Genomic DNA, 14,231 nt, shown 5'->3' on the forward strand with positions numbered 1-14,231 from the left:
GACGGACCTGCCATGCTTACAGTGCGCGTTTGACGGTACGCGCAGCGCCTGAAATGTCCTGCCCGACGCCGTCGACGGTATTACAGCCCGCCAACGCGAACAACGAACCGACCACCAGAAAAAACGCCAAGAAACGCGCCAACATATCGACCTCGATACAAAAAAGCTGAATAACCCCGGGTTTTCGGCCATCGTTGCCCCCAAAGCCTGAAACCCGAATTCTTGTGGATGACGCTCCGCCGACGCGAAGGCCGCGACCGTGCACCGTGAAGCAACGCGCAATTGTGCTTCAATTTCCCTCGGACGGGAACGTCCGCGCATCTCCGGCTCGCCGGTCCCGGCCCCTCGCCCTAGATCACCGCCAGCGTCTGCCGGATATGCTCGGCGAACGCCACGCTCAAGTGCGCCGGACGGGCGCGATCGAACTTTACCGTAATTCCGACGGACGGCAACGTCGGCAAGGTATCACCTGTAACAATGCGTAAATCCGCCGGCACTGCCGTTTGCGTCATCACGGCCAGCGCCTGACCGGAACGGGCCAGGGCCGTCAGTCCGGCAAGGTTGCTGCTCGCATACGCAACGCGGTAGGCGCGTCCCGCTTTCGCCAGGGCCTCGCAGGCGGCGATATGGTCCAGCGTATCCGGGTCCGAGAGCGCGAGCGGCAACGGTTCGTCAGCGTCGGACAACACAGCGTCGAGCCCCGGGTTTGCGATCCACACGAGCGGTTCACGACGGATTACGCTACGCTCGTCCACCCCTTCCGGCACAGAGATCAACGCCAGGTCGATGGCATGCCGGGAGAGCTGTTCGAGCAGGCGCGGCGTCGGCTCGCAAATGACCTCCACCAGCGCTTGCGGGTGCGCCACGGCAAACTCCCGCAGCAGATGAGGAAGAAACGCCGCCGCGTAATCGTCCGGGCAGCCGAACCGGATCGTCCCGGCCAGGCCACGCCCCGACATGTCGGCCAGCGCTTCATCGTGCGCGCGCAGTATGCGCTGCGCGTGTCCGAGCAGACGTTCGCCCGGCCCGGTCAGCACTACCCCACGCCCGGTGCGCTGGAGCAACGGCTGGTCCACGATCTCTTCCAGACGCTTCATCTGCTGGCTCAGCGCCGATTGCGTTCGGGCAATGCGTTGCGCCGCCCGGCTTAACGACCCCGCCTGCGCAATCGCCGCGAACGAGCGCAGCAAATCGATTTCCAGAGACAAGCCCAAGATATTAGCTCCGCTTCTATCGCTCATTAGCACTATTCGCTTCTATGAAATCAGAGCGCTGCTTAGACTGCAAGCGGTAGTTGTCCTCCCCTTCCTTCACGCTCGCCCCGCCCTTTGGAGATTCGCCTGTGTCCAAGAACCAAGACGCCGACTTCTGGCGCAACGCCCGCCAGCATCTGATCCGCTACGGCGGCACCTTCGAACCGATGATCGTCGAGCGGGCGCAGGGCAGTTTCGTATATGACGCCGACGGACGTGCGATTCTCGATTTCACCTCAGGTCAGATGAGCGCGGTGCTCGGGCATTGCCACCCCGAGATCGTCTCGGTCGTCACCGAATCCATCGGCAAGCTCGATCATCTGTTTAGCGGCATGCTCTCGCGCCCTGTCGTGGATCTCGCGACACGACTGGCGGAAGTTACGCCCGAAGGGCTCGATCGAGTGATGTTGCTGAGCACGGGGGCCGAGTCGAACGAAGCTGCCATCCGGATGGCCAAGCTCGTCACAGGCAAGTACGAAGTCGTCGGCTTCGCGCAATCATGGCACGGCATGACCGGCGCGGCGGCGTCCGCAACATACAGCGCCGGGCGCAAGGGCGTTGGCCCGGCATCCGTCGGATCCTTCGCCATTCCCGCCCCGTTCACGTACCGTCCGCGTTTCGGTCCCGCAGGTCAGTATGACTATCTGGCGGAACTGGACTACGCGTTCGATCTTATCGATCGGCAGTCCAGCGGTAATCTGGCCGCCTTCATTGCCGAGCCGATTCTCAGCTCGGGCGGCATCATCGAACTGCCGCCCGGGTACCTTGCCGCCCTCAAGCGCAAATGCGAGGAGCGCGGCATGCTGCTGATTCTGGACGAAGCGCAGACCGGCATCGGGCGCACCGGCACGATGTTCGCCTTCGAGCGCGACGGCGTGACGCCCGATATCCTCACGCTCTCGAAAACCCTCGGTGCCGGGCTACCGCTGGCCGCCATCGTCACGTCGGCGCAAATCGAGGAACGCGCGCACGAACGTGGCTATCTCTTCTACACCACGCACGTTTCCGATCCACTGCCCGCCGCCGTCGGCCTGCGCGTGCTGGATGTCGTCGCGCGCGATAACCTCGTCGCGCGCGCGAACGTGATGGGCGAGCGCCTGCGCAACGGCCTGCTAGGACTGATGGAGCGCTTCGAATGCGTAGGGGACGTGCGCGGACGCGGTTTGCTGCTCGGCATGGAGATCGTGACCGAGCGTCGCACCAAGGCGCCGGCAGAGGCGCTCGGCGCCAGGATCACGCGCGAATGCATGAACCTCGGCCTGAGCATGAACATCGTGCAACTGCCCGGCATGGGCGGTGTGTTCCGCATTGCCCCGCCACTCACGGTCAGCGAGTCGGAAATCGATCTGGGCCTGTCGTTGCTGGGACAGGCCATCGAGCGGTCGCTGTAGTTGCGACCCAATACGTCAGATAAACCTGTCAGATGAGTGCGCCAAATGACGGCGGCCCCGCGAAAGCCCTTGTCGGCAATCGCGGGGCCGCACGGGCGCCGCCAGTGACGCCCTAACGAACGTCAGTCGTTTCGCTGCGGGCGCTGAACGTCGCGGAAGATGTACTTCAACGCGTCCGCGAGCGTGCTGGACCAGACCGACCACTCATGCTTGCCGTCGACGATGCGCAACTCGGCAGGTTGCTTGTTCGCACGCAGCAACTCGTAGAAGCGCGTCGCTTCCATTTCGATGTTGAAATCGTCGTCGTCGCCCGAATTGATGTACATCGGCACCTTGATGCCCTTTTTCAGGAATTCGTCGAAGTACGCCGGATAGTTGTTCTGCTGCCAGACACGTGCGCTGTACTCGCCGTTAGCATTCGGCTCCGCGAACACCTTCACGAAACGGGCCGACGAATCCTTGGGCGGTTCCGGATTGTAGATGGCGGGGCTGAGCAGCGCCGCTGCCTTGAACTTTTCCGGATACTTGAGCGCGTAGCGCATCGCGCCGTAGCCCCCCATCGACAGACCGCCGATCAGACGCCCGTCGCGGGTCTTGATCGTGCGATACGTTTTCTCGACATGCGGGATCAGCTCGCTGAAGAACGCGGTTTCCATGCGTTCCTTCAGGTCGACGTACCAATTGGTATTGGCGTCGGGCATGATCACGATGGCCGGCGGAATGTCGCCGTGGCCGATCAGCCTGTCCATGGTGGACTGCATGTGTCCCTTGACCACCCAGTCGTTCTTCACGCCGTCGTTGCCATGGAGCAGATACAGCACCGGATAGGTGGTCTTGCTGCTGGTCTCGTACCCCGTCGGGAGATACACGTTGTAGGTCAGCGGGCGCGACAAATTCTTGCTGTAGACCTCGCTCGACACCACCTCGCTGGCGTGAGCGGGCGCTCCGGCCAGTGCCACTGCCGCCATGACCCCAGCGGCCAGTTTCGGCACCTGCCGGGTCAGACCCATACCGTATTGACGGAACATTTCGAACACATACCCTCCTGATGAGATCATTGTCTTGTTATCCGTACCATCCGCGGTAAGCAAAGCGGCAAACCGTCGGACGCGAAAGATTAACATCTGAAGTGTCTTTCCGGTGCAACGAATATCAGGGGTCAGAACAAAAGCACGGCATGATCGGCGTCCCCTTCAGGGCAGTGCCGACACGCGCCCAACGGCGTCGTATGCAAGTTGCGGCACCCCTACGAAATCCAATGGCTTATCGTGGCCGGACGTGCCCCATGTCAGACATCGCGCTACCATGTCGGACGCCCTCGCCGCGCCGCAGGATTCCCCCGACCCATGGCGACGGCGGCCCGACGCCAATCCCATCATCTCCATGAGCGATCTTCCTTACCTCGACCACGCTGCATTCCTCGCCCTTGCCGAGTCGGCCCGCGCCCGTTCCACCGACTGCCAATGCACGAAGACGCCGCTCGACGGCTGGGCGACGCTGCCCAACTCGATGCCCGACACGCAACTGGACGTCATCGGCACGTTACTCGATCCGCGGGACCTGCAAGACGGCCAGGAGCCGACCTTCGTCGAATATCACCCGAACGGCACCGCTTACTGGCATGTCGACGCGCCTATCGCACCACGCTACTTTCCGTACAACCGGGCGAACGTCTGCCGGTGCCGCGAATGCGGGCGCCTCTACCTTCGCTATCAGGAAGGCGGCGGCTACTTCGTCGATCAGCGAATCCGGCAGGTGAACCCGGCGCTGATCGTCGACGCGCCGCCGGATTCGGCGTGACGAATGTCTCGCTCGCGCCGAAAAAATTGTTGTCTTCCGTTTTCATTCGTTTTCATTTGTTCGCGTTTGTGAACGAGTGTGGCCGCACGCCCCTCTTTCGCCACCCGAAACGAGACAGAAATCCGCGTAAAAACAAATAGATAGCGATCATTTTCGATCCAATGCAATTGGTTTGGATTGCAAAATGATACGAAGAACGTGCGCGCCTTCGGCCAGTCGAAGCGCGCATGCAAAAACACGACGCTTCCTCCGCTCCCGCTTTCGCCACCACTCGGCGCCCCACCTCCGCTCGGGCCATCCTCCTGCGCGCGGCGGCTGCCGTTCAATATTCGCCGTCGCTCTATGTCGCGATCTACGCGCTCGTGTGGACGCTCGTGAGCGCGACGCTCGACCCCACCGTCCCGTTCGACGCCGTCGAGGCCTTCAACTGGGCGCGTAATGCGCAATGGGGAACGCCGAAGAACCCATGGCTGGTCGGCTTTTCGATGTGGCCTGCGCTTGGACTGCGCCCCGAAACGCTGGCGCTCTATTGGTACGCATCGCACTTCGCTGCCGTCGCGATCGGCATGCTGGGTGTGTGGCACCTTGCCCAACGCCTCTCGGGCAACACGCGTCTCGCCTGGCTGGCCATGCTGAGCCTGCATCTGAGCGGCGCGATCAACATCGACATCCTGCCGTACAACGACAATTACCTGCTGGTCATGCTCTGGCCCTGGATGCTCTGGCTGTTCGTGCGCGCGATGTGCGACTCGCCGCGATTCTGGCCGGCGTTCGGGACCGTGGCCGGGTTGGCCGCCATGACCAAGTATTCGACGTTCGCCTTGCTCGGGGCGATTCTCATCATTACGTTATGGACCCCGTGCACGCGCCGCCCCTATCGACAGCCCGCCTTCCTGCTGGGAGTCGCAATCTTCGTCGCGCTCGTCGCCCCCAACGTGCTTTGGCTGGCGTCCCATGACTTTGCGGCTTTCCGATGGGTAGACGATCAGATCCATCAGCGACTGAACCTGCGAGGCCTGCGGGGCGCCCTTGCCGCGTTCTATCCGGTGATCACGCTCGCCGTCGTGATGCATCTGGCCGGCATCCGATTCAAGGCGCCGCCGTTGCCCGTGTGGCTATCGGCCTGCGTCGTGCTGCCTCCTCTGCTTCCGATCCTCGTGTACTTCACGGTCCATGAGGGCGGACGCATCTCCGAATGGCTGCAACCGTTCGCCGTTCCGCTGCCCGCACTCCTGGTCGCCTGCGCCGCCCCGCAGACGGCCAGGCGCGCCTGGCGAATTTCCCGCTGGCTGCCAGCCGTCGGCCTGATGGTACTGGTCGGTTACACCATGGCGCTCAGCATGAACCTGCGCAACGCCGGGCAAAAGTTTGCCGGCATCAAGGCCGCCAGCGTCACGCTCGAGCAACGATGGCAGGCACGCTACCAGACGCCGCTGGCTTTCGTGGGGCACGACCACCTGGCCAGCTGGCTGACCTTCTATGCGCCGAGCAACCCGCGCCTGCTCGCACGCTGGTCGGCAACGCAGCGCCCGACCATCTACACGCGCGATCTGGACGAATCCGAGGTGCGCGCCCGCGGCGCACTCCTGCTCGGGCGGCCCGGCCGGTCTTGCCGCGACACAAACTTCTCGCGCACGTTGGCTTTGTGGCCGACGCTGAGCATCGAGGCTCAGGAAACCGTGCCATTTGCCTATCACGGCGGCACATCGCCCATTGCACTTTGCGTCGCATACATCGCACCGCAACGCTGAATATCTAAAGCACAATCGCTTCGTTGCCCCGTTCAGACCGGCCCGGATAATCGACGTCAATCGAGTCCGTTGACTCATTCGGCCAATTTATCGGGGCAACGTCCATGAAACCGCTCAACTCACGCTCACGTCGTCACTTCCTCGGCGCGCTCGGCGCAGGCGCCGCTTCGGTCGCGCTGCCCTCGCTGTCTGCCAGGGCGGCATACGAGCCGGGCAAATTCCGCATCGGCTATCAGAAGGCCGCAAGCACGCTGGTACTCGCCAAGGCAAACGGCTCGCTCGAAGCCCGCCTGCGCCCACTCGGCGTCGAACTCACATGGGCCGAGTTTGCCGCCGGGCCGCAATTGCTCGAAGCGCTCAATGTCGGCGCCATCGACTTCGGCTACGTGGGCGAAGCGCCCCCCGTGTTCGCGCAAGCCGCCGGTGCCGACTTCGTCTACAGCGCCTACGAAATTCCGACGCCGCTCGCCGAGGGCGTCGTCGTGGCAAAGCAGTCGGCCATCCACACGGTCGCCGACCTGCGGGGCAAGCGCGTTGCCTTCAACAAGGGCTCAGACGTCCATTGGTTCCTCGTTGCATTGCTGCGCAAACACGGGCTGGATTACGGCGACATCAGCCCCGTGTTCCTCGCGCCGGCCGACGCACGCGCCGCGCTTGAACGGGGGGCGGTCGACGCATGGGCGATCTGGGAGCCGTTCCTCACCGCCGTCCTGGAACAAAGTCCTGTGCGCCTGCTCGCGAACGCCGAGGGGGCCGCCGACCATCATCAGTTCTTCCTGAGCCAGCGCGCGTTCGCGGAAAAACGGGGGGACGTCGTGAAGGCCACGCTCGAATCGCTGGGCCAGACCGGGCAGCAAATCCGCGCGAACTACGCGGCGGCAGCGGCGCAGCTCGCCCCCATTCAGGGTCTCGATGCGAAGATCATCGAGAAAGGCCTGCGCCACTACGCGCATATCTACAAGCCCGTGTCGGAGCCCGTGCTGGCCGCCCAACAGAAAATCGCAGATACGTTCCTGCAACTGCGACTGATTCCGAAACAGATTCGCGTGGCCGACGCCACGCTGCGCCAGCCGCTCGCCTGAGCCGTCACCCGTCACCCGTCACGTTTCGCGTTTCGCGTTTCGCGGCTGACCGCCGGGCGCCTCGTCGAAGTCCGTCCCGACCATGCGGGACGTTCCCGCCCGGTGAGTCTCCTATTCCCGCACGGCAAGACGCTGCCGTCGCGTGCACGCGTTTTCGTCGATTTTTTGATAGAGACACTTGCGTATTCGTCTGACACGCGTAAGAGTGACGTACGCGCCGCGACCGTACCCGTCAGACGGCGACCGGGCTGGACTGGCGGTTGCTGCGGCATCGCGCCGCGCACTTCCCGCGAATCAGAGGTTTTTGTGAGCCCACCGTCTCCCTCAGACGCCGGCACCGGTGCCGGCGACACGACTGTCGGCTATGCCGAGCGCAACCGTCCGTACTGGCAGCGCAATCTTGCGATCTGCGTATTCGGTTCGTTCACCACGCTGGCGGGCCTGAGCATGTTGCTGCCGTTCCTGCCGCTTTACGTCAAACAGTTGGGGGTCGCGCCCGAGTCGGCCGTCATTCAGTGGTCGGGGGTAGCCTTCAGCGCAACGTTTCTCGGCACCGCCGCGACTGCGCCAATCTGGGGTCATCTGGCCGACCGCTTCGGGCGTCGCCCGATGCTCATCCGGGCCGCCGTGGGCATGGTGATCGTGACGTCGCTCATCGGCATTGCCCACAATGTCTATCAGCTCGTGGCGCTGCGTCTGCTCACCGGCCTGATCGGCGGTTACGCCTCGGCCTCGACCGTCATGATCGGCACGCAAGCACCGCGCGAGCGCGCGGGATGGGCGCTGGGCGTGTTGTCGACCGGCGCCCTCGCAGGCAATCTGACTGGACCACTGATCGGTGGCCTGCTTCCGCCGTTGATCGGCATTCGCGGCACCTTCTTCGCCTGTGCCGGCATGATCTCGATCACCGCCCTGCTGACGATTTTCGGTGTGCGCGAAGCATTCGACCGCGCACGCGACGGCAAACGTCGCACTGCGACAAACGGCGACGCGCGCATGCCGAAGGCACGGGCCGGCATCATTGCGGCGATATTGTTCACCGGCATGATGGTGCTGCTCGCCAACATGTCCATCGAGCCGATCATTACCGTCTACATCAGCCAGTTGGGCGTCGATGGCCCCCATCTCACGCGCGTGGCGGGTGTGGTCATGGCGAGTTCCGCGCTGGGCAGCATGCTGAGCGCGGCGAAGTTGGGTGCGCTGGCCGATCGCATCGGCAGTTGGCGCGTGATCGTCGGTTGTCTGATCGCAACGGCGTTGGTGATGGCGCCGCAAGCGTTCGTGACCGAATGGTGGCAGTTGGCAGCATTGCGCGTATTGATGGGCATGACGCTGGCCGGCCTGCTGCCTGCCATCGGCAAGCTGGCGCGGCATGCCGTTCATGAGCGCAGCACCGGCAAGCTGCTCGGCTATCTCCAGTCGGCGCAGTTCAGTGGGCAAGTCATTGGGCCCATCATCGGCGGTCAGGTCGCCGTGATGTTCGGCCTGCCGGCCGTCTTCTTCATGACGTCCATCCTCCTGATCCTGTGCAGCGTGCTCGCGAACCGCGCCCGCATCGTCAGCGCTCGGCTCGACCCTCGACCCATTCAGCCTACCTGAGCGCGCGCGCGACGCGCCGGCGGCGAAGCAGCCAGCGCGTCTTCCACGAACGCCATCAGCGCTTGCAGCCGCGCAGTACGACCGCGCCGCGTGGGCACCAGCAACGTGACCGGGGCGCTGTCGAAATCCCAATCGGCCAGCACGCGTACGAGTCGGCCTGCGGCCACGGCCTCTCGGGTGTCCCATTCGGAGCGCAACACCAGACCCAGTCCCTGCTCGGCCCACTCGCGCGCCACACTGCCGTCGTTCGTCGTGTAGGCCGCGACGACACGCACGCTGTCGCGCGTTATCGTCCGTTTGCCTGCTGCTGCGCTTGCCTTTGCGCGCCGCCGGAATCGCCACAACGATGCGTCTTCGTCGTTCTCCCGAATGCAAATACAGCGGTGCTGCAACAGCGCGTGCGGATCGGCGGGCACGCCGTGTCGCTGCAAGTAGGCGGGACTGGCGCACAGCCAGCGATCGTTCGGCGCCAATGGCCGTGCGATCCACGACGAGTCTCTGACCGCACCCACGTGAATGACGGCATCCGAATCGTGTTTGTCCGGCCAGGGCGTCTCGCGCAGGTCCAGTTGAAGGTTCAGCGCCGGATGCAGTAGACCGAAGCGCGCCAGCACCGGCGCCACATGATGCCGGCCATAGCCGAACGGCGCGGCAATTCGCAGGGAACCCGTCAGACGGTTGTCTTCGCGTCGGAACGACTCAGGTAGCGCATCGAGTTGCGCGAGCAATGCCGAGCCTTCGCGCGCCAGCCGCTCGCCCTCGGCCGTGAGGCTGAGTTGCCGGGAGGTGCGCGTGGCCAGCGCCAGCCCCAACGTGGCCTCGAGCTTGCGCAAGCGGGCCGAGAGCGCAGGCGGCGTCACGTTGAGCATGCGCGCAGCGGCGCTGAGCGATGGCGATAGCGAAAGCGCCTCGATCAGGCGCAGATCTTCGATCTGGATCATTCACCTGGGCTTAATGTTTGATGTGCACTCATTTAACCACGGCTCACGCCGTTCTTCCTAAACTGCGATCTGTCACGTCACCCAACAACCCACCGACAAAGCCACCATGTCCGATACTGCCGCTTCACGCGACGCCTGGCCGCGCGCCGTACTCTTCGATCTTCTGACCGCCCTGCTCGACTCGTGGACCGTATGGAACCGCGCCGCCGGCAGCGAGACGGCCGGGCGCACATGGCGTGCCGAGTATTTGCGTCGCACCTACGGTTGCGGCGCGTATGTCAGCTATGAACAGTTGGTGCGCGAAGCTGCCGAGCATGTGGGGCTGCCAGCATCAGCGCCGCAAGCCCTCGAAGCCGAATGGCTGACGCTACCGGCATGGGACGGCGCCCGCGAACTGCTTCAGGCGTTGCGTCCGCACTGCAAGCTCGCGGTCGTCACCAATTGCTCCAAGGCACTCGGACATCAAGCGGCGTCGTTGCTCGGCGTCGAGTGGGATGTCGTCGTCACCTCCGAGGAAGCGGGCTTCTACAAGCCGGATCCGCGTCCGTACCGCATGGCGCTCGACAGGCTCGGCATATCGTCAACCAAGGCGGCCGAGGTGGCCGAGGTAGCCTTCGTCGCCGGCTCCGGTTACGACCTGTTCGGCACGTCGGCGCTCGGGCTGCGCACGTTCTGGCACAACCGGGTCGGCCTGGCGCGTCCGGAGGGCGCCCCCGCCCCCGACTGCGAGGCGCCGACCCTCGCGCCCGCGCTCGACTGGCTTCGTCATTTCCGCACTCACGCCTGAGATTCACCCCCATGAACGCAACCCACAACCTCACGCGCGCCTCGTTGCAGACGCTGGACACCCCTGCTGCCATCATCGATGTGCCGCGCATGCAGCACAACATTGCGCGCATGCAGTCGCGCATGGACGCGCTCGGCGTGCGTTTTCGCCCTCACGTGAAAACCAGCAAGTGCGTGGAAGTCGCGCACGCGCAGATTGCGGCAGGCGCCACGGGCGTCACCGTCTCCACGCTCAAGGAAGCCGCGCGCTTTTTCGACGACGGGGTGACCGACATCCTCTATGCCGTGGGCATGGTGGCGAGCAAGCTGCCCGCAGCACTGGCGCTGCGCCGTCGCGGCTGCGATCTGAAGATCATCACGGATAGCGTGGCATCGGCGCAGGCCATCGTGGCGTTCGGCGCCGAGTACGGGGAGACGTTCGACGTGTGGATCGAGATCGATACCGACGGGCATCGCTCCGGCATCCGCCCTGAGGAAGACGCTCTGCTTGACGTCGCCCGCGTGCTGCACGACGGCGGCGCCCGGCTCGGCGGTGTCATGACACACGCGGGTTCGAGCTACGACTTCGACACCCCTGAAGCGCTTGCCGCCATCGCCGAGCAGGAGCGCGCGGGGTGCGTGCTCGCCGCCACGCGGCTGCGCGACGCCGGTCTGCCGTGTGCTGTCGTGAGCGTCGGTTCGACGCCAACGGCGCTTGCCGCCAAACACCTCGAAGGGGTGACGGAAGTGCGCGCGGGCGTCTATGTGTTCTTCGATCTCGTCATGCATAACGTGGGCGTATGCGCCACGGACGAACTCGCGCTGAGCGTGCTCACGACAGTGATCGGGCATCAGGCGGAAAAAGGCTGGGCGATCGTCGACGCCGGCTGGATGGCGATGAGCCGCGATCGGGGCACGCAAAAGCAAAAGCGCGACTTTGGCTACGGGCAGATTTGTCGCGTCGACGGAAGCCTCGTGCCGGGCTACGTGTTGAGCGGCGCCAATCAGGAGCACGGCATTCTCTCGCGCGAGGGCGAGCCGGACCCGGACATCGTGGCGCGCTTTCCCATCGGCACGCTGCTGCGAATTCTGCCGAACCATGCCTGCGCCACCGGGGCGCAATTTCCCGAGTATCACGCCATCGATCCGGAGCGGGGTCTCGCGACCTGGCCGCGACTGCACGGCTGGTAAGCCAGCGCGTCAGCCGAGGCAATCGAACGCGGGACGTTGCATCGCCGGCGTGCGACGCTTGCGATGCTTATGCCGAGGCATCACATAACGTATCCCGATTTACTTCGTTCACGGCGGGCCACGCGCCCGCTACGCTCGCGCTTTGCCTGTATTGGAGTGCAATCATGAGCGTAGAAATCATCGGGATGATCACGGCAGCCCCGGGATCCGAAGTCGATCAACCCACCGGCGCGGCCGTCGATCCGATATTCATCACGCGCATGGCGCAGGCTCATGAGACGGCGGGCTTCGACCGCGCCCTGATCGGCTACTTTTCGAACGGCCCGGAGGGCAGCCTCGTGAGCAGCCATGTCGCTGCTGCGACGCAACGGCTCGGCATCCTGCTCGCCTATCGTCCCGGCGTCATCGCTGCACCGCTCGCCGCGCGGCAACTCGCCACACTCGACCAGTTCTCTCGCGGACGCCTCGCGCTGAACGTCGTTTCCGGCGGCAACGATGCCGACCTGCGGCGCGATGGCGACTTCCTCGATCATGATGCGCGCTACACGCGCACCGACGAATATCTCGACGCCCTCAAAAGCATCTGGACCGCCGACGCGCCGGTCGACTTCCACGGCGAGCACTATCGTTTCGAGCAGGCGTCACCTGCCGTGCCGACCTGGCAAAAACCCCATATCCCTATCTATTTCAGCGGCGCGTCCGATGCCGCCATCGACGTCGCGGCGCGTCACGCCGACACGTACATGCTGTGGGGCGAACCGCTCGACGCTGTCGAGTCGCTCGTCACGCGCGTGCGCGCGGCGGCGCAGCGTCATGGTCGCAAACCCCGCTTCTCGATTTCATTTCGCCCCATCGTCGCCGACACCGAAGCACAGGCATGGGAGTGCGCCGACGACGTGCTGCGTCAGGTCAAGGCCACGCGTGCGAGCCTCGGGCTGCGCGCCGAAGCGCCGGAGAACGTGGGTTCGCAGCGCTTGCTTGCCGCTGCCCAACGTGGCGATGTGCTCGACGAGCGACTCTGGATGGGCGTGGCCAAAGCAACAGGCGCGCGCTGGAACTCGACCTCCCTGGTCGGCACCCCGGAACAAGTCGCGCGGGCACTGGGGCGCTATTACCAACTCGGTGTCGACACGTTCCTCATTCGCGGCTTCGACCCACTGGGCGACACCATTCGCTACGGCGAGACGCTGATTCCCGCGATCCGTCGTCATGTGGCGGAACTCGATCGTCAACGCACGCCCCGGGCGGCCTGAAGACCTCGTCGAGCCATCTGGCCAATTGATTCGTCCCTTCCGTCCGTTTCTCTCAAACGACTCTTCAATCGCTTTTTAGACAGGTGTCATGATGTTGCTGCGCTGGATTCGTCGCGCCCGCTTTGCCGTCCCCGCCCTTTCCTTTTCCGTTCCCCTTTCCTTCCGGGCTTTCACTGCCTTCACCGCCATTTCTGCGCTTGGCGCGCTCCATGCCGGCGCGGCCAATGCGCAAGGCGTAACGCTACGCGTGGGGGATCAGAACTACTACAACGTGCGAGCGTCGATGGAAGCCTCCGGCGCGCTCGAAGGTGCCAACTATCAGGTCGAATGGAAACACTTCCAGTCGGCGGCGCCCGTGGCCGAAGGCCTGAACGCCGGCGCACTGGATCTCGGGTTTCTCGGTGACTCCGGCTTTCTTTTCCTTGCCGCGAAAGGCGCGCCCGTCAAGCTGATCGCCGTCTCGCGCCAGAACCCGGACACGATTGCGCTGCTGGTGCCGAAAGACTCCCCCGTGAAGTCCATTCAGGACCTCAAGGGCAAAAAGGTCGCCTACTGGCCCGGCGCATGGAGCCAGCAACTGACATTGCGCGCGCTGGAAAAGGCCGGTTTGCCGACGGACTACGTACAGTTCGTCAAGCTCATGCCGGTCGATGCCGCCGTCGCGCTGCCCAATGGCGCCATCGACGCATTCCCGGTGTGGGAGCCGTATATTTCGCAGCAGGTCGTGCATAACGGCGCACGCCCGATCATCACCGCACGCAATCTGATGCCGGGCGTGAGCAGCGTGGCCGCGTACGCGCCGTCGGTCAACGCGAAGCATGCCGCGATCTCCGACTTCCTCGTGCGACTGCAAAAAGCCCGCGCGTGGGTCGAAACGCATAAGGACGCGTATGCCGATCAGTGGGCGAAGAAAGCCGGACTGGACCGCGACGTGGCGCGTCACTGGATCGGTCAGGCGGGGATGACGATCGACCCCGTCGACAAGCAAGCCGTCGCCGACTATCAAGGCACGAGCGACTTCCTCACGCAAACGGGCGCTCTGCCGACTCGCTTCGATGTCAGCAAGATCGTCGACACGTCGTTTGCGCCGGTGCTTGAGGCAAAGGGACAGGCAACACGTCAAAGCGCCTCGCGCTGAGCCTGCGACAGGCCGCCGTCGCCGAGGTTGCTTCGGCGACGGCACGGATCTGCAGCGTCATCGCGAC

At 64.3% G+C, this 14,231-nt stretch carries 12 protein-coding genes; 9 read left to right on the forward strand and 3 right to left on the reverse strand.

Annotated elements, in window-relative coordinates:
- Nucleotides 1–350 precede the first annotated feature (350 nt).
- Nucleotides 351–1,241, reverse strand: coding sequence for a LysR substrate-binding domain-containing protein (locus UC34_RS12705; protein WP_044455833.1), 891 nt, complete (start codon nt 1,239–1,241; stop codon nt 351–353).
- Between the two features lie 101 nt (nt 1,242–1,342).
- Here UC34_RS12705 and UC34_RS12710 point away from each other — a divergent pair, with 101 nt between their 5' ends.
- A complete protein-coding gene (locus UC34_RS12710) occupies nt 1,343–2,644 on the forward strand; it encodes an aspartate aminotransferase family protein (protein ID WP_044455835.1) in 1,302 nt (433 codons plus the stop codon).
- Between the two features lie 122 nt (nt 2,645–2,766).
- Here the strand turns inward: UC34_RS12710 and UC34_RS12715 are convergent, their stop codons facing one another.
- Entirely contained in the window at nt 2,767–3,702 is a 936-nt protein-coding gene (locus UC34_RS12715) for an alpha/beta hydrolase (RefSeq protein WP_418303902.1), read from the reverse strand.
- Nucleotides 3,703–4,027: 325 nt separating this feature from the next.
- On the opposite strand from UC34_RS12715, the gene UC34_RS12720 reads away from it, so the two are divergent.
- The 4 genes from UC34_RS12720 to UC34_RS12735 all read left to right on the forward strand — a co-directional run bounded on the left by UC34_RS12720 (nt 4,028) and on the right by UC34_RS12735 (nt 8,876).
- Nucleotides 4,028–4,444, forward strand: coding sequence for a hypothetical protein (locus tag UC34_RS12720; RefSeq protein WP_044458110.1), 417 nt, complete (start codon nt 4,028–4,030; stop codon nt 4,442–4,444).
- Between the two features lie 227 nt (nt 4,445–4,671).
- Nucleotides 4,672–6,195 (forward strand): glycosyltransferase family 39 protein, encoded by a 1,524-nt coding sequence (locus tag UC34_RS12725; protein WP_052811028.1) that lies wholly within the window; start codon nt 4,672–4,674, stop codon nt 6,193–6,195.
- 104 nt (nt 6,196–6,299) lie between these two features.
- Complete coding sequence (locus UC34_RS12730) at nt 6,300–7,277, forward strand: aliphatic sulfonate ABC transporter substrate-binding protein (protein ID WP_044455836.1); 978 nt, start codon at nt 6,300–6,302, stop codon at nt 7,275–7,277.
- Nucleotides 7,278–7,583: 306 nt separating this feature from the next.
- Nucleotides 7,584–8,876: an MFS transporter gene (locus tag UC34_RS12735; RefSeq protein WP_044455837.1), complete on the forward strand. Its 1,293-nt coding sequence runs from the start codon at nt 7,584–7,586 to the stop codon at nt 8,874–8,876.
- Here the strand turns inward: UC34_RS12735 and UC34_RS12740 are convergent.
- On the reverse strand, nt 8,864–9,817 hold the full coding sequence (locus UC34_RS12740; RefSeq protein ID WP_044455838.1) for a LysR family transcriptional regulator: 954 nt from the start codon (nt 9,815–9,817) through the stop codon (nt 8,864–8,866). The two genes, UC34_RS12735 and UC34_RS12740, sit on opposite strands and share 13 nt — an antisense overlap.
- Nucleotides 9,818–9,923: 106 nt before the next feature.
- On the opposite strand from UC34_RS12740, the gene UC34_RS12745 reads away from it, so the two are divergent.
- The 4 genes from UC34_RS12745 to UC34_RS12760 all read left to right on the forward strand — a co-directional run bounded on the left by UC34_RS12745 (nt 9,924) and on the right by UC34_RS12760 (nt 14,164).
- Nucleotides 9,924–10,604: an HAD-IA family hydrolase gene (locus UC34_RS12745; protein WP_044455839.1), complete on the forward strand. Its 681-nt coding sequence runs from the start codon at nt 9,924–9,926 to the stop codon at nt 10,602–10,604.
- A gap of 11 nt (nt 10,605–10,615) precedes the next feature.
- Nucleotides 10,616–11,773 (forward strand): DSD1 family PLP-dependent enzyme, encoded by a 1,158-nt coding sequence (locus UC34_RS12750; RefSeq protein ID WP_044455840.1) that lies wholly within the window; start codon nt 10,616–10,618, stop codon nt 11,771–11,773.
- Nucleotides 11,774–11,937: 164 nt separating this feature from the next.
- Nucleotides 11,938–13,026 carry an LLM class flavin-dependent oxidoreductase gene (locus tag UC34_RS12755; protein WP_044455841.1) on the forward strand — a complete coding sequence of 363 codons (1,089 nt, stop codon included), beginning with the start codon at nt 11,938–11,940 and terminating at the stop codon, nt 13,024–13,026.
- A gap of 88 nt (nt 13,027–13,114) precedes the next feature.
- The gene (locus UC34_RS12760) at nt 13,115–14,164 is read left to right on the forward strand and encodes an ABC transporter substrate-binding protein (protein ID WP_084070599.1); all 1,050 of its coding nucleotides are present in this window, start codon (nt 13,115–13,117) and stop codon (nt 14,162–14,164) included.
- Nucleotides 14,165–14,231: the final 67 nt, after the last annotated feature.

The sequence above is a fragment of the Pandoraea vervacti genome, from assembly GCF_000934605.2.
Lineage (GTDB): Bacteria > Pseudomonadota > Gammaproteobacteria > Burkholderiales > Burkholderiaceae > Pandoraea > Pandoraea vervacti.

What these genes read in the sequence shown, in the direction of transcription:
- UC34_RS12705 (WP_044455833.1), bottom strand. Translation starts at nt 1,241, where the DNA reads ATGAGCGATAGAAGCGGAGCTAATATCTTGGGCTTGTCTCTGGAAATC.
- UC34_RS12715 (WP_418303902.1), bottom strand. Translation starts at nt 3,702, where the DNA reads ATGATCTCATCAGGAGGGTATGTGTTCGAAATGTTCCGTCAATACGGT.
- UC34_RS12720 (WP_044458110.1), top strand. Translation starts at nt 4,028, where the DNA reads ATGAGCGATCTTCCTTACCTCGACCACGCTGCATTCCTCGCCCTTGCC.
- UC34_RS12725 (WP_052811028.1), top strand. Translation starts at nt 4,672, where the DNA reads ATGCAAAAACACGACGCTTCCTCCGCTCCCGCTTTCGCCACCACTCGG.
- UC34_RS12730 (WP_044455836.1), top strand. Translation starts at nt 6,300, where the DNA reads ATGAAACCGCTCAACTCACGCTCACGTCGTCACTTCCTCGGCGCGCTC.
- UC34_RS12740 (WP_044455838.1), bottom strand. Translation starts at nt 9,817, where the DNA reads ATGATCCAGATCGAAGATCTGCGCCTGATCGAGGCGCTTTCGCTATCG.
- UC34_RS12745 (WP_044455839.1), top strand. Translation starts at nt 9,924, where the DNA reads ATGTCCGATACTGCCGCTTCACGCGACGCCTGGCCGCGCGCCGTACTC.
- UC34_RS12750 (WP_044455840.1), top strand. Translation starts at nt 10,616, where the DNA reads ATGAACGCAACCCACAACCTCACGCGCGCCTCGTTGCAGACGCTGGAC.
- UC34_RS12755 (WP_044455841.1), top strand. Translation starts at nt 11,938, where the DNA reads ATGAGCGTAGAAATCATCGGGATGATCACGGCAGCCCCGGGATCCGAA.
- UC34_RS12760 (WP_084070599.1), top strand. Translation starts at nt 13,115, where the DNA reads ATGATGTTGCTGCGCTGGATTCGTCGCGCCCGCTTTGCCGTCCCCGCC.